The sequence below is a fragment of the Fervidobacterium pennivorans DSM 9078 genome, from assembly GCF_000235405.2.
GTDB lineage: Bacteria > Thermotogota > Thermotogae > Thermotogales > Fervidobacteriaceae > Fervidobacterium > Fervidobacterium pennivorans.
In genome coordinates this window covers 577,787-599,586 of record NC_017095.1, presented here as the reverse complement: position 1 = coordinate 599,586, position 21,800 = coordinate 577,787, and the positions used below count along the sequence as shown (strand labels likewise).

Sequence of the window (21,800 nt, the reverse complement as noted above, 5' to 3'; positions counted from 1 at the left end):
TTCACGTAACACATCTTTTCGCAAAAAGAAAAAAATTCCACAAGCGCTTAGGTATTTTGCAGAATTGACTTAGCTGTTTGCAATTGCTTGGTAGCGGTATAATATTCGAAGAAAACTTTGGATTACATTTTTTAAACAGGAGGGGCGGGTATGCGAAAAACATTCTGGATATTTTTAATTGCTGTAGTCATAGCAACATTCGTTTTTGGAGTTGATGTAAAAATCATGAGCCCTGAAGACGGTTCAACGGTTGCGGGTGTTGTTTAAGTTAAGGTTGAAGTTGACGACCCAACGAACAGTTTTGAAAAAGTCGAGTTCTATTTGGATGATTACAAAATATATGAAACATCAGCCCCATTTTGCTTTTGAACTGGACACGTTAAAGTATCCTTACTGTCAATTTCATTTTCGCCAATTCCCCACTGCAGTGTAGTGGTATTATCTGATCAATTGGCAAGCTTTTAAGAATCGAGACAACTTTATCAACTTTTTCCTCCGATGATTTGTAGAGATGAAATCCTCCAATGAGAAGTTTGATTTTCTTATCAAACAATTCAAGTGCATCAAGAACAATGTTTACTATCCCTCTATGTGCGCATCCGGTTATGAGAACAATTCCATCGCCTTCGTCTATGATAAGGTTTAATTCTTCTTCAAAAAAGTCCCTGGCCCGTTCGTTGTTCTTTATAATCTGAAAATTAGGATCTGGCTCTTCAAAGTTGTTTCTCATCCATGCAGGTCCAAAAGCATAAATGAAATTTGTTATTTTGACGATTTTGTCTTTGACAATTACATATTCGAATGCATCTTTTATGACTTCCCAGTCTATTCCTGTGAATCTCTCACCACTGTATTTGGGTAAGAATGCATCTTGCCTAAGATAAACTTTGAATTTTTTGCCAAGATAAGTTAAATATTTCAAACCGCCTGCATGGTCATAGTGACCGTGGCTGATAACGATGTATTCTACTGTTGTGAGGTCTTTGCCGAGTATTTCAGCATTTTTCATAAAAATATTTGTCGTGCCGGTATCAAAAAGAATAGTCGGCTCTCCTGTTCTTTCTACCAGCAAAGAAAAGCCGTGTTCAGAGTGTAGTGGTGATTGAAGAGTATCATCGCAAAGAATGGTTAAATTAGTTGAACCGATGGTAATTAATGGACTGTTGTTTTGCATTTTTAAGCCTCCTTGTATGTGGCTCACCTCTACAATTATACTACCTTCAAAAATAATCGTGTCCCAGTTGGGACACGATTTGCTCAATTTTATGCGAAGTTACTGAATTCTCTTTTTGGTCCTGGGTCTTATTCTTGCTGAGGTACAACGTACAGAAACACACTTATTTTTCCGTTGATTATATCTGAGTAGATATCGTTGTCGTAATAGAGTATATCTACAATATTGCTTGGTTCGACGTCATATTGTGAAACGTCAACATGTATAACAACATAAACCGTCCCATCGTTCATAACAGCACTTTTTACATCGAAGTAGTCTGGTATGTAATCGATATAGCCATAGTCGTACAAGTCTTCTAAAGTAACCTCTTGAGCTCCTTGGTCACGAATGTAATCAGCACATGCGTTAAATATTTTGACAATCTCATCTACTATTTCGTATTCAAGCTCAGAATAGCTGTATTCTTCTGTTGTGTATTCTTCCTCATACCATTCTTCATAGTATTCTTCTTCTGTTGTGTAGTCTATGGTTTCTTCTGTCGTGTAGTCTTCTTCATATTCTTCGTCCGACTCCTCTTCTTCCTCATATTCATCGTATTCCCATTCCTCTTCATATGTTTCTTCGAAAAATGCTTCTACAACTTCTTCGATGTTTTCAAATAACCAGGCTAAGTTTTCAAACTCTCCAGTTATTGACAAATTTCCGTTGTCTAAAATTTCAGTTTTTATATTAAGTGTTGCCGAGTTTTCTTCATCAGAGTAGTTCATTGAGAGTATAAACGAAGCGTTTTCGGTTATCGACTTTAGCAAGGTTTTGTCTATCTCGGCTGGATATATATTTATTTTTTGATTTTCGACAAGCACTTGATATCCCATGCTTGAGAGTTGATTTTTCATTAGTGATGCTATAAATTGTGCATCTTGTTCATTTTCAGGTTTGTATATACCTGAAAATGCGAAGTATCCATCAAGGGTTGAAGAAAACGCAATTGAGTTAAAGATGTCTAAGAATTCGAATACTTCTTGTATTTCTTGTGGAATATCCATATCCAAATCACCACTCAAAAGAAGGCAGTCTTCAATGTCGCTTGTGCCTAACGCAACAATTACGTTGGCGCTATCCAGATAGGAAAGTCCTTTCAGAATACCCCTTCTGGTAAGTACTAGTTTTTTCTCGTAGTCAGAAAATGTTTTGTTAATTGTCGCCGATAAGCGATAGTTTTCACCTTTCTTGGTGATAACAAGTTCATCGGAAACAGGAATACCAAAATAATCTCCGAACGTGTATAAGAGTTCGCCTATGAGTGATTTTTTGTATGTCTTAAAGTAAGCTACAACGTCATCTTTTGGTGAGAGAGATATACTTGAAATCTTGGAATTTAGCATGTCTTTTGTGAACATGGAAATGTCTTTGTTGAAACATAGGTAAATATTATCTTTTGAGCGTATGATGTAGAATTTCTTGTTATCAATTGTGACCATCGTCGCTTCATTGACCGTTAATTTTGGGATTCGGACGTTGGCATCAAACACGTAGTTAAGCAAAAATTCTAAACTCTTGTCACCAATTTTTCCTGGAAGCACTACACCTATTGGTGAACCGACTAGCGCTTTAAGCGAAAAATCTTCAAGTTCTTCGAAAAAAGAGAGGTTTAGTGCACTACCGAATGAAAGTTTTCCATACACAGAGATTATTGGAGTAATACCCGCATCTTGGAATATGGTTGTAAGTTCCTGATCAGCGATGTTATTAAGGTTAATGTACATAACGAAATCAGAGTTTCCTGGAACGGATATGGTGATAGCGAATAGGTATAATGTCGAAAACAACATGCCGAAAACAACTGTCAAAACAAACTTTCTTGCCATACCGATTTCCCCCTTTCTATAAGGTTTGGAACTAACTATGCATTTTTGAACGACTTGAAGCCGTCTATCCGCTCATGGTTCAAGTTGAAGCAAAACATTGTAATTTAATTATACTACTTTTAAAATTCTTCATGACTATCCTTTGTAAGTAAAATAACTAAAAATCCTGTGAAAAATCCAGGACTTTTTTATCCTTTGTTCAGATCCTTATATGCTTTATCGACCTTCGCAAGTTCTTTCATAGTGTTTATAAAGTCATTAACTGATTTTCGTGCATCGATATTAATACCTCCAATCTTCTCGATTCTCTATGGTAAAATAATCTTTGGATTTGCTATGCGATGACTTCTCTTGCAGGAGTTGATGGTTATGATAACAACAATCCTCGGTGGTTTACTGTTGTTAGGTAAAGCAATTATCCTTTTTATTGTTAGTATTTTTGAGTCGTTGAGAAACGAAGGGTTTGGACTCATTTCACTTTTGATTTTTCTTTTAACCGGTTTATTGATATTTGAAGGATACAAGGAAATTAAGAATAAAATAAGCTCGGGCAAATATACCAAAGGTGATGAGAGTGAACGGTGGTTTATTAAGTTAGCAGACTTTTTTGCAGTTGTGGTAGGTGCGGTGGTTACCTTTTATCTAAATAATCATGTCGGACTGGGTGCGGTTGTTGCTGCCGGAATTGTTGGAATTCTTGGCTACGTCGTTGCACCGAAATACGAGGTGCCAATTTATTGTGGCAGCTTTGTAGGAATGAGCTCCGCATCAGTATATGATTTGGAGCATCTGTTAATAGCTTCTGTACTTGCTGGGATAATTTTTGTAATTACCAAGCGTATATTCAAGGGAGTTGGTGGTAAGCTTGGAACTGTGGCATTGATTGGAGGAGTTCTTACCGCTGTTATCACGGGGCGAGAATTTACCAAAAGTTCATTGCCAGGAAGGGAAGTAGGGCTTTTGATAATTATTTTTGCTGTAATTGGAATCTTGGCAACTTACACATTGAATGTGAGGTATGGAAAGAGTCCTGTTTTGAGTTCGGCAACAGTAGGACTCACCGGAGGACTTGTCTTACCTGAAATATTTCCAGAGATAGGTCCGATTTTGGCATTGGTAGTCATCTGTGCTTCGTTTGCTGGTATGTCGAGTAAGGAGAGACTACCAAACGAGTTTTATGCGATTATTGCTGGGATTTTTTGTGGCATTATCTTCATCTTTAGTGCCCCATATTTTGGTGGTGCTGGTGGAAAACTTGGAACAATAGCCTTCGGAGCAGTTATTGCTGTAGTTGCACTTAAAAGGTTTGGAACGTTGGTTAAAAAGTAAATTAGTAAATTACCGGTGCCGTTGGTTAATAAGAAAGGTCTGGGAACACCCCAGACCTTTTATATATAGTCTTTTGTTCAGCATTTTGTACAGATTTTTACAAGAGCATCGAGCGCTGCTGCATTTATTGGATAAGTCACAGGTGAAGCAGTCACGAGTGGATGTGTCGCAACTTGCATAGTGTTAAGTTCGTTAGCTGTTAGACCTTTTTGGATTGCAAGACTTAGTATATTAATCATTTCTCCAACACTATCACCACCAACTACCTGGGCACCTATAAGAACGCCTGATGTTCTTGAGAAGATCAGTTTAACTTCAATTTTCTTTGCTCCTGGTAAAGACCCCGGGTGTCTATCCATAGAGGCAGCTCTTCCAATCACATAGTCAAACCCATCTTCTTTTGCAAATCTTTCGATTATACCGGCAACTCCGTACGTTTTACCAAATATTTTTGTAGAGAATGCACTTACAGTACCTCTGTTTTCTCTAATGAACTTGATACCATACAGGTTGGCTGCTGCAATTTTTGCCTCCATAGCGGCAGTTGATGCAAGAAGTATTGGAACATGTCTACTGGTGAAGATGTCTCTTTTTAGCGCACAGTCACCAACAGCAAAAATGTCCGGAGCGCTTGTTCTCATGTACTCATCAACAACTATTGCACCCTTTCTTGTGAGGTCAAGTCCAAGCTGTTTTGCAAGCTCCGTATTTGGCGTGACACCCATGGAGAGTATGACTGCTTCTGCTTTGACTCGTTCTCCAGTTTCAAATTCCACTTCTTCTACCTTACCGTTCCCAAGGATTGCTTTGACTTTAGTACCCAGCTTGAGTGTAACACCATGGCTTTCGAGATCTTCTTCTGCAATTGATGCGAATTCGTCATCAAATGCTTGCCAAAGTATCTTATGAGCTATCTCAACAAGTGTTACACTTTTGCCAGCAAGTGCAAGTTGCTCAGCAAATTCCACACCGATAAACCCTGCACCGATTATAACAACTTTGTTAATCTCGTTGAGTTTATTGAGCATGTTTGAGAGATATTCTTCATCCTTGATAATTGGGAAGACGTTTTCAAGGTCGTGCCCAGGTAGCCACTTTGGAATAACCGGCAGTGAACCTGTTGCAAGAACAAGTTTGTCCCATTTGATTTCTTCACCACTCTTCAAAATCGCTACTTTTTTGTCTTTGTCAATACTAATGACCTCGTCTATGAGTAGTTCAACGCCAGCACTTTTAACCATTTCATCATGAATTCTGTTCTTTGAGGTGTCATAGAGAGTACCAAATATGTAAGGAATCCCACAAGGAACCATAACTGTTTTATTTTTCCTTACCACGACGACCCTCTTGTCTGGATAGATTCTTTTTGCCGTGGTTGCTGTAAGTATACCTCCTGCACTACCACCGATAACTAAAATGTCTGTTTCAATCACAAATAACTCCTCCTCTTTCTAGTAAGATAATGTAGACTAAAAATATTGAAACTTTCCAAAAACCGCATTATCGTTTAAATAGGTAACACCCCCAACTAACTCTTGACAAAAGCAGGTTTCCCAAGATGAATAACTCATCGTTTCCTTTCTTTATACCTATCCAACTCAGCTCTAATTTGGTTTATTACTAGCGTAAATACAGCTGCATCATCCATCCAACCAAGAACAGGAATAAAATCTGCTATAGCGTCAATGGGAGTAACAAAATAAATTACTGCTCCCAAAATAGCTAAGATTGTTCCTGTTGAAACTTTATATGTTCCACTTAACCAATCGCCTAATAATCCAAACATAAGTTGAATATCATCCCATATTTTGTCTAAAGGCCCTTGTTTTTTAGCCTTTTTCGTAGCTTGTTCTAAAAGATTTCTGGTTTTCTCTCTATCATTTATATATTCTTCAGCTTTATTCCTATATTTTTTATATTCAGATTCGTATTCAGAATTGTTCATAAATAATACCTCCTGCATAAATATCTTTATCTTGAAAGTTCTTTAATAGATACAAATCAAATGAATGCTTTTTATATATCTTTTTCATCATCAAACTTCTGTTTCTGCCGCTTAAATTAACCAACCTTTCTTTATATTTTTTAAATATCTCTTGCACTTTACCACCCTCCACAAATTTCATTAGAGTTTCAGTAAATACCCATTCTTTTTTAACCAATCTTCATATTTTTTATAATCAGGCATAAGCATCTTTACTTTTGTCCAAAAGGCCTTGCTATGATTTTTTTCTTCAAGATGCACAAGTTCGTGCACAACAACATAATCAATAACAGAAAGGGGGGCCATAATAAGCCGCCAAGAAAAGTTTAAATTCCCTTTAGAAGAACAAGTCCCCCATCTTCTTTGGGCATTTGTTATATTTACTTTGTTATATTTAAAACCTCTTTTTTGAGCCCACCAGTTTACCCGTTCTATAATCTTCTCGTAAGCAGCTTTTTTATACCAATCTATAAACACCTTTTTTGCTTCTGGCAAAGCACTTCTTGAAAGATAAAACCCATTTTCAAATTTAAGCGGCTGTTCTTGCCCATCTACTATATGCAATTTATAATACTTGCCAAGGTATAAAAATCCTTCTCCACTCACAAATTCTTTGGGCAAAACTTTTGGATCTCTTGCTTCTATCTCTTTTTTATTTTTATAAATCCATTTCTTATGTTTATTTATAACTTTCCAAATAGTCTGTTCATCTAACTCAAATGGTGCTCTAACGATTAGCGTTGCATTCTCTGTTATCTGCAAAGCTATGGTCTTTCTTTTCGAGCGTATTATCTTTTCAATTTTTATGTCTTCCATTAATCTCACTTCCTGAAGTGATGATAAGCAAGTTCTATTAATTTTTGAGCTATTTCATTTCTTTTGCCGAATACAATATCGGTTATAGAATTAACCATATAAGGTACAGTCTCTTCACTTACAGTATCATTATTTTTAAGAGTAGAAGATGATATTTTCTTAAGCAACTGTGAAGTTATATGAGATTTAAGCCTCTTTTGTTTGACTGCATTTTCCCAAAAATCAACATTCTGAGCCTCTCTACTTATTATTTCTATAATATCTTTAGTCGTGTTAACAAGAAAATCTATCTCGCTATCAGTTAGTTCACTGACAGGTTTTTTACCAAATATTTCACTTTTGAGCAGACCAAAGAATGGCATTTCTTTCTTAGGATCAAGTCCAAATGTTTGTTCAACTTCTCTTCCCTTTTTCATCTCTCCTCTTAATTTTTCAAGCTCATCATACAAAACGTCCCAATTTTCTTTATATTCTTCAAGTAGTCTTTTCAACCTATCAGAAAATCTTTCATAGAGTTCTGGGTCTTCTTCCCAATGTTTCTCAATATGCTCAACGATGGCATATTGAAGTTCTTGTGTCCTTGCTTTACTTGGTTCCTTGTGAAGTTTTTCGAGAAATTTGTCTTCAAAAAGCGGAGTGGGTGGTATTTTAGGATCAATACCTTGAGAATGTAGATACTCTTCAATAATCCCCCTTATCTTGTTACTTGTATCTTTTATACTTAGTTTGTCATCTCTGTATCTATTCCTTGCTGATTCTTTTATAAAACCCAGAATTTTTAAATCATGTACATATTTTAAGGCCTCTGGGTCGGGAAGAACTGCATCCATACTACGGTTAAATTGTCTTACAAGTGCTATGAATTCATCTCTAATCTCTTCATCTACAAGAATGTCAATACACTCGTCTATATTCTGACGCCAATTTTTAATCTTATATTTTTCAAAGAACTCTTCAATCCTGCGGTGATTCAACTTCAATTCATCAACGCTTTTTGCTTTGTTCCGAACTACCTGTGAAATCTCGTCAATATCTTCATCTGCGTAAATAGCAAGTGCCTCTTTCAAATGTTTCAAAACACCTACATAATCTACAACAAAACCACAAGACTTATTTTTGTATACTCTATTCACCCTTGCAACAGCTTGCAGCAAGTTATGTCCTTTAATCACATTATCAAGATACATAACCTGCTCTACAGGTGCATCAAAACCAGTTATTAGCATATTTTGAACAACTAAAATACCAACATTGCCGTTGATACCATTTTCATCTACTTTGTCAAATGGGAGTTTAAAACTTTTGATTATCCTTTCGTGATCATTTGGGTCAGTATAAGGATGATACTCAGGTGGGTCATTCTGAGCTCCTGAAATAACCACACCAACCTCTAACTTTTTCAATGTTTCTAAATCTATTTTTGAATTATTTTCTTTTTCCAATTCAGAAATCTTTTCTTTGAGAGCCTCTTCAAGTGCTTTTTTATATCTTATTGCAGCACAGCGAGATACTGCAACAACTTGAGCTTTTAATCCATTTGGGAATACATGAGTTATATAGTGCTCTATCATATCTCTTGCTTTGTCACGGATAACTTCTTCAGCTTCAAGATATGCTCTCCATGTAAATCTTCCCATTATCATTCTTTTTGTATCTTTATCAGCGTCTTTGAAAACATCTTCAAACTTTGCATTTGCTGCCTCTTCGTCTGAAAGCTCTGCGTTGTGTACTCTTCCTTCATATACAATCTCAACAGTCACACCATCTTCAACTGCCTGCTTTATGCTGTACTTGTCTATGTAATCGCCAAATGTCATCTCGGTCTTTTCTATAGGTGTGCCTGTAAATGCTATTTTTGTTGCATTTGGAAGAGCTTTTCTTAAATTTGCGCCCAGAAGCTTGTACTGGGTTCTGTGTGCTTCATCTATCATTATTAGTATATTAGGTGATGTATTAAGGACGGGAAATTCACTTTTTAATTCCCTCTCTTGAAATTTATGAACCATAGCCATAACAAGTTCGGGTGTGTCAGTTTTTAAAAGTTCTTTAAGCTCCTGAATGCTTCTTGCTAACTTAACTGTAAATCCAACACTTCTTGATGTTTCATTTAATTGCTTTTCAAGATCTTTTCTATCTGTGACAAAAACGACTTTGTAGTTTCCAAACTCAGGATTGTGATAAAGCTCTCGAACCATAAACATCATTGTCAAAGATTTACCGGAACCTTGAGTATGCCAAACAATTCCCCCTTTTTCGTCTGGTGTTTTGCCCTCTTTTAGTCTTTTTATCATCTTCTTTACTGCTCTAAATTGCTGATATCTTGCAACAACCTTAATCATTTTGCTCTTTGGATCTTCTTTAAAGATGGTAAATGTATGAAGCAAATCAAGAAGGTTTTCTTTTGAAAGCATACCATGAATCAAAATTTGCTGGCTTGTTACATTTCCATCTGGATTTACGTCTGACAGTGAAAAAGGATAAGGGTCTTTCCACTCAACAAAGTGCTCGTAGTCTGAGGTTATTGTACCATACTTCGCAACCTGGTTAGAGGTAGCTACTACAAATAGGTTGTACCAGAAAAGCTTTTCATTTCCCTCACTTGCACCACGTCTGTTACAATAGCGCATAAGCTGAGTAATTGCTTCAGAAATTGGGTCAGCAATTGCTGGAGATTTGCATTCAACCACCACAAGAGGCAAACCATTTACAAAAAGAACTATATCGGGAACAATATGTTTTTCAGTCCCTGTTATATTCACTTTAAACTGTGATATCGCAATGAATGAATTATTGTCTGGGTTTTTAAAATCAATAAACTTAACAGTTGGGCTCTTTTCTCCTGTTTTTCTATTTTCAGAAACCGAGGTATTCTCTAAAAGCAAGTCATGGATTTCTTTATTTGCCTCTAAAAGAGAGTTTGACTGTGGTGTTGTAATTTTTCGAACAACTTCACTTATTTGGTCATCTTCTATCCATGGGTTTATTCTCTTTAAAGACTCACTTAAAACTTCCTCAAGGACCACTTCTCTAAAACTTTCTCTGAATTTTTGGCTTTTACCATATTCAGGTTCTAATGAAGAAGTGAACGATATTATTTCTTTTGTATCCTCAGGATTATCTTTGTTTTGTCTATAAATCTTCCATCCAAGCTTTTTAAGCTGAAAGAGGAATGGATTTTCAACATAATGCTCCTCATCCAATTTAGTTACCATCTTTATTTCCCTCCTCAATAAGATGGTTTACCCTAACTTTGCCTGTTAGCAAATCTTCCATTAAGCCTTTTTTTATTCTTTCAAGTTTTTCCTTATAGGCTTGCTCTTTTTCTATGGCTTCATCTATTTGGGATAAAATTGAAGCTATGCGTTGTTGCTCGGATTTAGATTTTGGAATAGCAACTTTGATTACTTTTTCAAAAACATATTTCGGTATCCTTTGTCTCCCAGAAGTCCCTTCCATTAATCCAATAGCAATTGATCTAACATAATTACTTATTAGAAGATAGAAGAGAAAATTATTATCAATATTTTCTTTTGCTCTAAAAACTATGAATTCTGTCGATCCTATCCCAATTTCTATATTGTCAGGAACGAGTAAAGCTTTACCGTTTTCTGCACTTGGAGTTATCCTTGCAAGCAAAATGTCACCTTTCTTAAATTTGGATCCTGCCTCAATGCCTCTTCTGAGAGTGATGTATTTATATTGTTTTCCCATAATAGGAGTAGCGTCCATTTCAATGAATGGGTATAATTCTTTTGGGTTAATTTTTGTAATAGGATTTATCTCAGTAAAATTACTAACATAACCAACTTCCCACTCTTCTGGTATCCTGCCAAGTGGTGAATCTTTAAACTTGTGTGTTTTTTCATCTCTGATGTTGCCGTTTTCATCTATGCCTTTGGTGAGTAAATCCTGCATCAAGCCCTGTTTTATGCGTTTGTATTTTTCTATAATGGCATCAGTTTTTTCAATTGCATTATCAATTGTCTCAAGTATTTCAGCGATTTTGCGTTGTTCGGGAAGAGGGGGAACCATTGCTACAAACTTTAAAACTTGATTAAATCTTAGAGCTGTCCTTGTTGTTCCTTCTATTACTTTAGAAATCTGCGATTTTATTTCTTGTGAATTATTTAGAAAATATTTAATGAATGTGCTCAAAGAATTTTTTGCTTTGAAAACATAATAAGCAGGGCTCACTAATCCAACCTCAAGTAATTCAAGTCTATTAAAAACAAAAGTTTGGTCATCGCTCATCGAGCGATACGTAAACTCATTTTTTCTGATGATTTTATAATTAGATAAGTTTTCACTTGCAACAACACGATTAAAGTATTCTTCTTGAATATATATTCCTTTACGAGAAGAAGTTAATATAGGATACTCTTTATTATTAGTAATATTTCTCTCTTTAACTTCTTCAATTATTTCGCTCAGTTTTACTTTCTGCCATCCATCAGGCAAATTAACATTCTCACTCATAGCAATATCCCAGCCTTTGTAAAAATTCCTCCAATTTTTTGATTTCTTCATCTCTTTCAGCTTTCAAGTCTTGCAAAGAAACTTTGTATTTATCCCACAGCTTTTCAAAAATCTTTATCAGTTCTTTTTTCTCTGCATTTAAGTACTTTTCAAGTTGATTGCTAATTAATTCAAAGAACTTTTCAAGCAATAGCTCTTTTGCTTCTTCTTCAGTAATAGATTCAATCTTTTCATCAATCTTATTTTCAAGTTCCTTTTGCTTTCTGCCTATCTCACTTTTTACATTTTTAAATTCCTTTTCTTTTTGAGCAATATTTTCTAATAAATCTTTCCATTTTTTTGCTTCTCTTCTTGCAGCCTCGCTGTCTTTTGATTCTAAATCTTTAACCAAGTCCTTCAGAAACTCTTTGACCTTGCTTGCAGTTTTATCTCCTTGCTCTTCTTCGTCCCAGTCTTCAACCTCTTCTAAAAGCTCACTTAAGTCTGCTTCAATTTCGGCAAGTCTGTTTTCAAGATCTTCAATTTCTTCCATATGTTCTTTAAAATATTTTTCTTTAATTTTTTCTCTTTCAACCAAATTCTTGTTCCAACCCGCAGAAACTATACTTTTAAAATCATAAACAAGTTCTTCCCACCAATTTGCAAATATGCCCGATATTTTGAACTCATCAAATGTTCCAATTGGCAATAAGATATCTTTCAATTTTTCTAAAGCTTCATTTCTAAACTTCCAAAGATTGTTTTTGCCGTAAAACTGCTCAATTTCAGTTCTTACAACCTGCCACCACTCCAAAAGTTTTTCTTTGTGTTCTTCTATTGTAACTTTCACTTCAGTGCAATTATCAATCAGTTCCCTAATTTGATTTCTGTCAGTAATGTCTTTTTTAAACTCCAAATAATTTTCGCTTTTCTCTGCCAGCAAAATATCATAACTCAAGTTAAATTTCCTCAACAGTTTTTCATACAGCAATACTTCTTTCTTCGGTACACCACCAAAAAGATGGGCATGAACATCTTCGATTTCAGGATCTGGAGAATTGTCCACATAACGCCTAATATTGAGATTAAAATCGTTTTCTTCTATCTCCTTTATATCAACCAACCTGGAGTATTTAGGTATTTCTTTCTTTTCATCGAACACTGTAACTATTTTTTCTATGTCCTCTGGTCTCAAGAAATTCTGATTTCTACCTTCTCCATACTCTCTATCAGCGTTAATAAACAAGATCTTATTTTTTAAATGTTCTGGCTTGTTTTTATTAATCACAATAATACAAGCAGGTATTCCGGTGTTGTAGAAAAGCTTCGGTGGCAGTCCTATTATTGCCTCAATCAAATCATCTCTTACAATCCCTTCCCTTATAACCTTTTCCTGACCGCCTCTGAACAAAACTCCATGGGGCATAACTGTTGCCATTACTCCGTCATCTTTCAGGCTTGCAATCATGTGCTGCAAAAACATAAGGTCTGCCTTTTTCCCATTCTCAGGAGTAAAGCCATATTTAAATCTTTCTTCAAACTGCATATTTGCGCGGCTATAATTTTCTGAGAAAGGTGGATTGGCTAATATTCTATCAAACCTTTTTATGTATCCATTTTCCAAAAACATGGGGGTTGTTAGTACGTCTTCGTTTTCAATTTTTGCATCATTGATGCCATGCAAAATCATATTCATTTTGCATATAGACCATGTCAATCCATTGAGTTCTTGCCCGTAAAGAGCTAAGTTTCTTGGGTTTTGTCCTTGTTCCTCAACGTAGTGGAACGCTTCAATCAAAAAACCACCAGGCCCACAGTTGGGTCATAAATTGACATGCCCTCACGGGGCTTAACTAATCTTACCATTAATTTTTTGACATGTGGCGGTGTGTAAAATTCGCCTCCTTTTTTACCAGCTGAATCGGCAAATTCCTTTAACAAATACTCATAAGCAGCACCAAGCAGATCAGGAAATTCAAAGTTTGAAGGTGTCAGTTTATACTTGTTGAAATGATTAATAAGGTCAATAAGCTGCTGATCCTTTAGTCGGGTTTTTCCCTTTACTGCGTTAAAATCTATGTGTTTCAAAACTCCATCAAGCTCTGGATTTGCTTCTTCTAAAGCGCTCAGGGCTTTATTTAGTTGATTTCCTACATCCTCTTTTAATTTCAAAATATTTTCCCATCTTGCCTTTTCAGGTACAAAAAAGGCATCGCCATAAGAGATTGGATCTTCTAAGAGCTCATGTATTTGCTCTTCAGAAAATCCCATGAGCTTATAGGTATCTTTTAACTCCTGTCTTTTTTCCTCAAAGACATCTGATGCATATTTTAGAAAAAGCATACCAAAAATATATTCTTTATATTCAGAGGCGTCCATCTTACCTCTGAGTATATCAGCTGCTTTGAAAAGATGTGTTTCAAGCTGTCTTAAGGTTATTTTGTCACCAGCCAAATCGATCCCTCCAATTAATAAATTTATTATAATGTTTATTAAAACTATTGAAACTTTCCAAAAAGCACATTATCCTTTAAATATGAGACACTCACAAACAACTCTTGAAAAAGGTAGGTTCGCAAGATGAATAACTCATTGCTTCCATCCTTTGTATCTATCCAACTCAACTCTAATTTGGTTTATTATTAGCGCAAATACACCTGCATCATCTGTTATACCAAGAAAAGGAATAACATCTGGTAGGGCATCTATGGGATTAACAAAATAAAGTACTACTATCAGAATAGCTAAGTTTGTTTTAAATGAAACTCCATATTTTCCGCTTAACCACTTAACCTAATATTCTTGCATAGGTACCTCTCCTTTCTTATAGGTCTATTACATCTATTAGGTTAATATGTTACAACTTTAGTATATCATCACAATTATATCATATATATCATATCGCCCGAATATTTCAAATACTTTCTTTTTTTCTTTACATCAACCGACTTTTTAGACCTTTCAATGCTTTCACTTTGCTGTCGAACCACTTCATTTTTCACCTTATCTTTGTTCATCCTTTAAAACGCATAGGCTTGATTTCTCAAGGCTCATATCCATCGCATCAATATGTTGTTAAATCTGGTGGAGCCGATGGAATTCGAATCCATGGCCTTTATCGTGCGCTGTATAATTAATAATGTATGCGAAGACATACTCCTTCATCTAATGTGGGAGGAAACAGAGGGAAAAACTTTGGTTTTTTAATCACACTTTTGGTAGCATTTATTGTCGTATTGATTATTAGCAGTGTTTTTTGTGAACTCAAAATCAATTTGCAGAAAGATGTTCACTTCGAAGATACCGTTGCGTATGTTGAAAAAGCCTCCCTGTCACAAAGACCATTTACGATAACAAAAGGTGCCTTGCAAATATGCTACCAAGATTACGAGATTGCCCCTTACTTAACTGGTATGCCAATCTTCGAAATTCCATTTTGAAAACTTGAAACCTGTTTGAGATATAAATTTCATTAGTGCTCATATTGTTACTTAGTATATCTATCATGATTACCATGACACAATTTAGTATGCCAATAGCAAGTAACGGCGCTTAACCACACTGTATATATCTTGACTACTTTATTATGCCTGACAAATGTACTTTTCTTATATATTATTTTCTTAGTCAGAACTGTGTAATTTCTACCATAGATATAACATAGCTATACCTAAGTTATATGGTCTTCCCTTATTCTTAGGCTCTTAAATTCACATTTCGTCAGTATTTATCTTACAGACAAATAAGAAAACAGAGTACGGTCTTACAGTCGTCTATTATCGTATTAAATACTATCCTTCGCACCGCACTTCTCAATTGTTTGTATGCTAATCACATAACATACCGCGCAACAAATAGTATAAATAAAAGTTTTTGAACGCCACCCTTGTAAAATGCCCTATAACACATTCAAAAACGAGAAGATATATTAAGAATTATCGGCTGTCATGAAATGCTTTATAGGTCAAATAAAAAGGATGGTGTTTTAAATCGGCTTGAAATAATCTCAAATTAATTGTTTATATGAAGATTGACATTGGGAACAAAAACTGCAATATAAGAAACCTTATATTGCATTTTTTGGTCTACCCTGGAAAAGCAGAAGAGAAATCTCTAAAATCTTCTTCAAACAATAGCCTAACTGCTTAAGAAAACCTCGTCCGCTTTATTTGGCTTATAACAGCGTGTTTTGGAGAAACGCGATATTTTTATCAAAACGTTCCATTGAAAAGTGTTATAGGCCGTTCTAAAGGCAAGGCTTCGAAAAACAAGCTTTTATGCCTCTCTTAGAACTCTGTTATGGAAATTGCTATCCACATTTGCCTGCAAAAGTCACGATGGTAAGATTTTAAATTTAAAAAAGACTGTAACCAACATAAGCGTATTGTTTAGCTCTGTATTCATGTGATTCTTATCTTCTAGGGCAGAAAGTACAGCATATGTGTTAATTGGAGATAGGCACCATGTAAGAAAGTCAGCACTAAATATGTGGGTTAGATGATAGAGAAGTAGTTTATACTAATGACATCTATTAAGACTATATATGATAGTATAGTCTTATGTATTATCTTGTTCTAAAGAAAATAAGACAACACAATGGTTCTTAACATAACCTAAGTAAGTATGGTACAGATTGTATTGTTAGGCTATAAGAACTTTTCGTTTAGTCAATTTTAATTCGAAGACAAGTCCTGAAAATTGATAGTGGAATTTCAAATACGGGTAATCCTGTTGCATGTGGCGCGAATTCGTAGTCGTCGTAGCAAATCTGAAGTGGCTTTTTTTGTAACTGTAAATGGGTGTTTGGTTATGTCCTCTTTTTTGATGTATTCAACCGCTTCTGGGAAGAATTCTTCTTTTCGATTCCTTACTTGCTTAGTGATAAAATCCTTAATGGTTTACCCGTAATCGCATGTGTCAAAGAAAATGTCGTTCAGTGTAAGGAGTTTTGAATTTTTGAGGTCAACGTTGTATGTGTCAAAGGTAGTAACACCGTGAGCACCGCCTGTGAATGTGTAGCAGTATATTACCAAGCTCACAAAATCTTTCGATTTAAACTTTACTTCTGTCGAAATGCGGACTTCGTATTTGCTTCGTAGCATCCTATCTTTTGCAACTTGGTGTGCAACAGCTTTAACCTCTTCGACTATATTTCTGACCTTCTCCTGAACGTTACTGTTTAAACTGTCTTCAAAGTCAGAATTATATGTATTTCCAAACTTTGGAATCTGCATGTGGATTTTTCAAATTCGGTCTCTACGCTAGTTTCCATAAGTTCGAGAAATTCGACTTTCGCTCTGAGTAAATAAACAGTAATTGCCAACAGGAATAGGACTGCTAAAACCATAAGCCTCAAATCACACTTGTTTTCCATATATGTTCCTCTCTTTAAGCACTTTTGAAGTACTTTCCTATTTGCCACTCGGCATTCTTCAAGTTTAGTGACGAACTAATTGGACGGGAAGCCTCACATTCTTTCAGCTTTAAGAAAAGAAAAAGCGCAGGCTGAAGTCAGCCTGCCTTGTGTGTTAAAGGTTAAAATTGTTTCATCTGCTGGGGTACGAAAATCAGAACTGTCCATATTGCGGTGTTGTTGTTTGTTCTTGAGGTTGTTCCTGAGGTTGTTCTGGTTCCACTGGTTTCTGTTGCGATTGTTCTAAAGATATGAGGCTACCACCATTCTCAAGTGTTTTTAAGACATCATAAGATCTTGTTGTCCAATCTTCACCGTTGTAGAAAAGTTGAACAACTTTTACCTGACCAGCCGGTTCTACTGCAAATGTTATTTGCAAATTATCGCTTGTGTAGAGGACTCTATCGTTGTTTCTATCAAGTTTCCAACCCTTTGGTCCCAGTATTTCCTCATACGTCTTCGATATGAATATGGAATTTTTTACAAGTTCAACTAAGTTGTTACCTAAGGTGTCAACTTTGAAGATCTTAGAAACTATATAGTCCGATACCTCATCGATGACAGCAATTCCGTCCATATACATACTTTCAAGAATGGGTTCCCTCCCGAAATAAAGGTCAAAAACGAATGTGAAGTTCCAGTTTTTCGTTCCGTACTTCCCAACACCTGTCAATATGACTCTGTCCTTTTCTTTATCATATGACCATGTAGGATTTTTCAGATAGCTTCTGAAAGCCTCTTCGTTGTTTGTAAAGCTTGAGTACTTCACAATCTTGCCTGATTTAACTTTTTGTACTTTGTCAGCATTATTTCCAAATATCACGTTGGTTAAAACGTCAAACTCTGTTTCCTCACCATTAAGCGTAGCTTTGCCAAGATAAACTCCATCCTTTCTGAAGATGAACTCCATATAGAATTTATCGTTCTTCATAGTTTGTGCTGTAACACTTAATTTTACACTGTCGATAGCATATTCTATATTCCACTTGTCATTCGTAGCATATTCTGTGAAAAGCTCTCCAAAGGTTTTCGTTGAATTTGGAATCTTTGTTGAGAATATGATTTGTTTGTACTTGTCAAGTTCCTTGTTCCTATCGATATTAGAATATCTGTTATACAAATATGATAGTAAATAGGGTATACTCTCTTTATCCACATCCTGACCGTTCAACAAGGCATAAGAAACAATAGTTTCGCCGTTTTCGTCTATTTTAAAGCCAATGGTTATAACAGTCTCTTTTCCCTCTATAACATCCATTCCGTTAAATTCTACCATCTTTTTACCTTCGTTTTTTATCGTCCACCTTGCGTTGTTTAGTTTGGAAAATACCTCACCGATCGATACTCCGGGATAATCTTTCAAAAAGCTATTTTTTACAACTTCAATAAGGTCATACTCTATGGATTTTTTATACACCTTCGCAAGGAAAATTCTCTTTCCAGCATCGCTCAATAACTTGCCATTCACAAAGACTTTCTCAGCAATTATTCTTATTTTACCGTTGACTTTGCTGATGTTGTATACGATTTGTATCGTGTTTCCAGGCTCGTCCTTTCCAACCAACACAACATACTCTCGTCCATCTTCTTGGAAATAATCATAGCTAACATCGTTTAGATACTTCAACACATTTTTTGGGTCCGAAGATTCAAAGTCTGCAATGGGTTGGGTTAAGACCAGGTTATAAAACGCCTTCGCGTAGATTGCTTTATACAGCTCTTCTGGATTTTGACTAATTTGGTTACCAATAGCGATACTCATCAAACCCTCTTTTGTTACACGGGCAGTATATATGTTACCCATTTCATCTATGGCCGTTATAGTGACTATTGCAAATCCAGAAGGTTGAATTGACACGTTCTTGAATGCATTTTCGAAAGCTTCCCTGATTGTGAGTACCTTGAAATCACCGTAGTGCCTTTCGACTATGCCTTTAAGTGAATTGTAGTACACTAAAGCCAGGAGTATAACAACGACGATTCCTATTAAAACTATCGATAAGAACGTATACCTCCGACCTTTCTTAAAAATGTATCTCCTCACGTATCATACCCCCTTTTATGAATAACAAAGTGTTACTATCTTCTGATACTATTATACCCTTTTTCGTGGAATTTTTAACTGACTTAGTTTGCATACACAACTTCTCTTCTGTTGATGACCCTCTTGAAAAAATAGAACTTATGTGCTAAAATTTCGGAGGTACAAAGATACTATGTGTGGGGCCGTAGCTCAGCTGGGAGAGCGCTACCTTCGCACGGTAGAGGCCGTGGGTTCAAATCCCATCGGCTCCACCAAAATTAAAAGCCCTGGAAAATCCAGGGCTTTTTTCTTTTTTTATGGACTTTATTTCTTATTTCCGAACCTTCTAACCCACTCTTGTGCAATGAATGCGGCAACATCTTCGGCAAATGTTCCGGGACCAAAACCAGCATCGAAACCAAGTTCCTTTGCAAGTTCGTGGGTAATTCTTGGACCTCCAACGATAGCTATCACTTTATCCCTGATCCCTTCCGCCTCAAGTAATTCTATGAGGTGCGTCAAGTTCTTTATGTGAATGTTTTTTTGCGTTACGGTTTGTGAAACAAGTAAAGCATCGGCTTTCACTTCTATAGCTTTCGCAACAAATTCTTCGTTTGGTACTTGGCTTCCCATGTTGTATACTTCAAACATTTTGTATCTTTCAAGTCCATAATGACCAGCAAACCCTTTCATGTTAAGAATAGCGTCCAGCCCAACTGTATGTGCATCTGTTCCGGTTGTTGCACCGACGACTACAAGCTTTCTTCCAATGTTTTTCTCAATGAACTCGTCTATTTCTTCCATCGTCATTTTGTGAACTTCTACTTTTGGAACCTTAATAGCTGTGAAATCTACAGTGTGCACACAGTCGCCATAGCCTATGAAGAACGTAAACCCCGGTGTGAGTTGGTAATGGTAAACAATCATTGGGTTGTCTAAGCCCATCTTTTTCATGAGTTGTTTTGCCGCTTCTACAGCCTCATCACCATCTGGAACAGGTAATGTAAAGCTAACTTGAACTTTACCATCGTTCATTGTGTCGCCATATGGCTTTATGGCTTTTAAATTCAACGTTTTATCGAAATCTTTTTTCTCGAGAGAGTAGAGTCCTCCACCCATCTTCTTCACCTCACAGGTCTAATTGCTTTTTGAGCATCTTTTCAACAAACGGGTTGTAATAATATTTTCCTTTTTCGAAGACTCCGTCAAGTCCTTTTCCACCTTTTATCGGACGTTTTGTATTGGCAAAAACGCCTTTTTCAAGTGATTTGAATAAACCGTCTTCTCTCATCTTTTCCAACAGTTCTATCGCTTGCTCAAGTACTTGTTGAGCCCTTCTTTGGATTATTCCGCCGGGCTTGAAAATAACTTCATCGCCGATGTTACGCATGTTGTTGAATATGTACTTTGCTGTATCGATAGCCACATATCTGTCTGAGAGGAACGGTGTGTGTATGGCTTCTGTCATCATTCCGAGTAGTTGGATACCTTGTTTTGTCCAAATACCAACGACATTGAACATAGCATCTTGGACAAGACCGCGGAAGATGTTACCGGTCATGAATCTTGTTGGAGGCATGTATTTAAGAGGCGCTTTTGGGAAAAGTTCTCTTGATAACTGTGCTTGCGCCAATTCGTACAGAAATCCGTTTTCCAGTGATGGGTCCATCTCAAATGCATGCCCAAGTCCCATCTGCTCCTCAGGAATACCTGCGAGTAACGCGAGTTGTTCGTTGATGAGTTGTGAGGAGATTACAGTGTAACCTTGTTCGTAGGCATCGGCTGTTGTTAGATAATTATCTTCACCTGTGTTGATAATAATCCCAGCATACCCGAGTATAATTCTGGAAAAGTACTGGTCAACCATTGTTCTTATCATATTAATATCTCTAAATAGAATACCGTACAATGCATCGTTTAGCATTACATCAAGTCTCTCCAAGGCACCAAGTGCTGCAATTTCAGGCATACATAGACCTGAACTATAATTCGTTTGTCTTATGTACCTTTTTACCTCCCTTGCCACTTCGTCAAGTGCCTTTCTCATTATTCTGAAGTTCTCTTGTGTTGCGTATGTCCCACCAAACCCTTCCGTTGTTGCTCCGTAAGGCACGTAGTCTAGCAAGCTTTGGGCGGTCGACCTGATAACTGCAATGATATCTGCTCCTTGTCTTACTGCGGCCTGTGCTTGTACAACGTCTTCGTATATATTTCCAGTTGCGACGATAACGTATATGTAAGGTTGTGGTGGGTCACCCAGTTCTTCAAGCATTCTTTGCCTTTCTGCTTTTTTCTCGTCAATGATTTTAATTGCTTTGTCAGCTAACTCATCGACAACGCCTTTGATATCATCAATGTTATGCATCGGTAATTTTGTGAGGTCGAGTTTATCAGCAGCAATGGCTTCGGCAATTTCTTGAGGAGTCATACCGGTCTCAAGCACAGCATTACCGATGTATAAGGCAGCACCATTTTCTAAAGCTCCTTTTTCTTTTAGATGGTCAACAACAACGTTTGGTAATGGCACACCTTCTTCGTTAATTCCATCTATTCCAAAGAACCTACAAATGGTCCTTTCAACACTAACAGTTGAGTATTTTTGAACAAAATTAACAACATCAACTGCGATATCTTTTGCCAATTGCCGGGCTTTTTCCACCCTTTTCGGATCTATCCCCAGTTTGCTTTCAAAATGCTCCATCGATTTTCCCCTCCCTGATAGTAGGATCTAATTG

The 21,800-nt window shown here is 36.4% G+C and carries 16 protein-coding genes, 1 tRNA gene and 2 pseudogenes; 3 read left to right on the top strand and 16 right to left on the bottom strand.

What is annotated here, in order from left to right:
* Positions 1–379 precede the first annotated feature (379 nt).
* Together FERPE_RS02760 and FERPE_RS02755 are read right to left on the bottom strand one after the other, a co-directional pair.
* Positions 380–1,174: an MBL fold metallo-hydrolase gene (locus FERPE_RS02760; RefSeq protein ID WP_014451162.1), complete on the bottom strand. Its 795-nt coding sequence runs from the start codon at positions 1,172–1,174 to the stop codon at positions 380–382.
* Positions 1,175–1,302: 128 nt separating this feature from the next.
* Positions 1,303–3,045: a hypothetical protein gene (locus FERPE_RS02755; RefSeq protein WP_014451161.1), complete on the bottom strand. Its 1,743-nt coding sequence runs from the start codon at positions 3,043–3,045 to the stop codon at positions 1,303–1,305.
* Positions 3,046–3,414: 369 nt separating this feature from the next.
* On the opposite strand from FERPE_RS02755, the gene FERPE_RS02750 reads away from it, so the two are divergent.
* Complete coding sequence (locus FERPE_RS02750; protein WP_014451160.1) at positions 3,415–4,374, top strand: hypothetical protein; 960 nt, start codon at positions 3,415–3,417, stop codon at positions 4,372–4,374.
* A 77-nt stretch (positions 4,375–4,451) separates the two neighbouring features.
* On the opposite strand, the gene FERPE_RS02745 is transcribed toward FERPE_RS02750, so the two are convergent.
* From FERPE_RS02745 to FERPE_RS10315, 8 genes and pseudogenes are all read right to left on the bottom strand, one after another.
* The gene (locus tag FERPE_RS02745) at positions 4,452–5,807 is read right to left on the bottom strand and encodes an FAD-dependent oxidoreductase (protein WP_014451159.1); all 1,356 of its coding nucleotides are present in this window, start codon (positions 5,805–5,807) and stop codon (positions 4,452–4,454) included.
* Positions 5,808–5,941: 134 nt separating this feature from the next.
* Entirely contained in the window at positions 5,942–6,319 is a 378-nt protein-coding gene (locus FERPE_RS02740) for a YkvA family protein (RefSeq protein WP_014451158.1), read from the bottom strand.
* Entirely contained in the window at positions 6,306–6,476 is a 171-nt protein-coding gene (locus FERPE_RS10430; protein WP_155804085.1) for a hypothetical protein, read from the bottom strand. The genes FERPE_RS02740 and FERPE_RS10430 overlap by 14 nt, the downstream gene beginning before the upstream one ends.
* A 23-nt stretch (positions 6,477–6,499) precedes the next feature.
* Complete coding sequence (locus FERPE_RS02735) at positions 6,500–7,174, bottom strand: M48 family metallopeptidase (RefSeq protein WP_014451156.1); 675 nt, start codon at positions 7,172–7,174, stop codon at positions 6,500–6,502.
* Positions 7,175–7,179: 5 nt separating this feature from the next.
* The gene (locus FERPE_RS02730; RefSeq protein WP_014451155.1) at positions 7,180–10,386 is read right to left on the bottom strand and encodes a type I restriction endonuclease subunit R; all 3,207 of its coding nucleotides are present in this window, start codon (positions 10,384–10,386) and stop codon (positions 7,180–7,182) included.
* Complete coding sequence (locus tag FERPE_RS02725; protein ID WP_169312189.1) at positions 10,376–11,701, bottom strand: restriction endonuclease subunit S; 1,326 nt, start codon at positions 11,699–11,701, stop codon at positions 10,376–10,378. Before FERPE_RS02725 ends, FERPE_RS02730 begins: the two co-directional genes overlap by 11 nt.
* A pseudogene (locus FERPE_RS02720) lies at positions 11,643–14,008 on the bottom strand (type I restriction-modification system subunit M). Before FERPE_RS02720 ends, FERPE_RS02725 begins: the two are co-directional and overlap by 59 nt.
* Before the next feature lie 210 nt (positions 14,009–14,218).
* Positions 14,219–14,365 (bottom strand): YkvA family protein, encoded by a 147-nt coding sequence (locus FERPE_RS10315; protein ID WP_280985154.1) that lies wholly within the window; start codon positions 14,363–14,365, stop codon positions 14,219–14,221.
* A 407-nt stretch (positions 14,366–14,772) separates the two neighbouring features.
* Here FERPE_RS10315 and FERPE_RS10820 point away from each other — a divergent pair, with 407 nt between their 5' ends.
* On the top strand, positions 14,773–15,069 hold the full coding sequence (locus FERPE_RS10820; RefSeq protein WP_082204731.1) for an RsiV family protein: 297 nt from the start codon (positions 14,773–14,775) through the stop codon (positions 15,067–15,069).
* Between the two features lie 1,223 nt (positions 15,070–16,292).
* Here FERPE_RS10820 and FERPE_RS10815 read toward each other — a convergent pair.
* The 4 genes and pseudogenes from FERPE_RS10815 to FERPE_RS02705 form a co-directional block, all read right to left on the bottom strand.
* Positions 16,293–16,406 (bottom strand): annotated as a pseudogene (locus FERPE_RS10815) (DUF3298 domain-containing protein); the annotation flags it as partial.
* A 121-nt stretch (positions 16,407–16,527) separates the two neighbouring features.
* Positions 16,528–16,863 carry a DUF4163 domain-containing protein gene (locus FERPE_RS02710; protein WP_041262781.1) on the bottom strand — a complete coding sequence of 112 codons (336 nt, stop codon included), beginning with the start codon at positions 16,861–16,863 and terminating at the stop codon, positions 16,528–16,530.
* On the bottom strand, positions 16,809–17,003 hold the full coding sequence (locus FERPE_RS10425; RefSeq protein WP_014451151.1) for a hypothetical protein: 195 nt from the start codon (positions 17,001–17,003) through the stop codon (positions 16,809–16,811). The genes FERPE_RS02710 and FERPE_RS10425 overlap by 55 nt, the downstream gene beginning before the upstream one ends.
* A gap of 193 nt (positions 17,004–17,196) precedes the next feature.
* Positions 17,197–19,086 carry a hypothetical protein gene (locus FERPE_RS02705; RefSeq protein ID WP_014451150.1) on the bottom strand — a complete coding sequence of 630 codons (1,890 nt, stop codon included), beginning with the start codon at positions 19,084–19,086 and terminating at the stop codon, positions 17,197–17,199.
* A gap of 178 nt (positions 19,087–19,264) precedes the next feature.
* On the opposite strand from FERPE_RS02705, the gene FERPE_RS02700 reads away from it, so the two are divergent.
* Positions 19,265–19,340: transfer RNA gene (locus FERPE_RS02700), tRNA-Ala, on the top strand.
* A gap of 49 nt (positions 19,341–19,389) precedes the next feature.
* Here FERPE_RS02700 and kamE read toward each other — a convergent pair.
* Together kamE and kamD are read right to left on the bottom strand one after the other, a co-directional pair.
* Positions 19,390–20,184, bottom strand: coding sequence for a lysine 5,6-aminomutase subunit beta (gene kamE / locus FERPE_RS02695; protein ID WP_014451149.1), 795 nt, complete (start codon positions 20,182–20,184; stop codon positions 19,390–19,392).
* Between the two features lie 10 nt (positions 20,185–20,194).
* Positions 20,195–21,766, bottom strand: a complete 1,572-nt coding sequence (kamD, locus tag FERPE_RS02690) for a lysine 5,6-aminomutase subunit alpha (protein WP_014451148.1) — start codon at positions 21,764–21,766, stop codon at positions 20,195–20,197.
* Positions 21,767–21,800 lie beyond the last annotated feature (34 nt).

Bases quoted from the DNA above. Each gene is read 5' to 3' on its own strand.
- FERPE_RS02710 (WP_041262781.1), bottom strand. From the start codon at position 16,863: ATGCAGATTCCAAAGTTTGGAAATACATATAATTCTGACTTTGAAGAC.
- kamE (WP_014451149.1), bottom strand. From the start codon at position 20,184: ATGGGTGGAGGACTCTACTCTCTCGAGAAAAAAGATTTCGATAAAACG.
- FERPE_RS02740 (WP_014451158.1), bottom strand. From the start codon at position 6,319: ATGAACAATTCTGAATACGAATCTGAATATAAAAAATATAGGAATAAA.
- FERPE_RS02760 (WP_014451162.1), bottom strand. From the start codon at position 1,174: ATGCAAAACAACAGTCCATTAATTACCATCGGTTCAACTAATTTAACC.
- FERPE_RS02730 (WP_014451155.1), bottom strand. From the start codon at position 10,386: ATGGTAACTAAATTGGATGAGGAGCATTATGTTGAAAATCCATTCCTC.
- FERPE_RS10425 (WP_014451151.1), bottom strand. From the start codon at position 17,003: ATGGAAAACAAGTGTGATTTGAGGCTTATGGTTTTAGCAGTCCTATTC.
- FERPE_RS02750 (WP_014451160.1), top strand. From the start codon at position 3,415: ATGATAACAACAATCCTCGGTGGTTTACTGTTGTTAGGTAAAGCAATT.
- kamD (WP_014451148.1), bottom strand. From the start codon at position 21,766: ATGGAGCATTTTGAAAGCAAACTGGGGATAGATCCGAAAAGGGTGGAA.
- FERPE_RS10820 (WP_082204731.1), top strand. From the start codon at position 14,773: ATGCGAAGACATACTCCTTCATCTAATGTGGGAGGAAACAGAGGGAAA.
- FERPE_RS02725 (WP_169312189.1), bottom strand. From the start codon at position 11,701: ATGAAGAAATCAAAAAATTGGAGGAATTTTTACAAAGGCTGGGATATT.
- FERPE_RS02735 (WP_014451156.1), bottom strand. From the start codon at position 7,174: ATGGAAGACATAAAAATTGAAAAGATAATACGCTCGAAAAGAAAGACC.
- FERPE_RS02755 (WP_014451161.1), bottom strand. From the start codon at position 3,045: ATGGCAAGAAAGTTTGTTTTGACAGTTGTTTTCGGCATGTTGTTTTCG.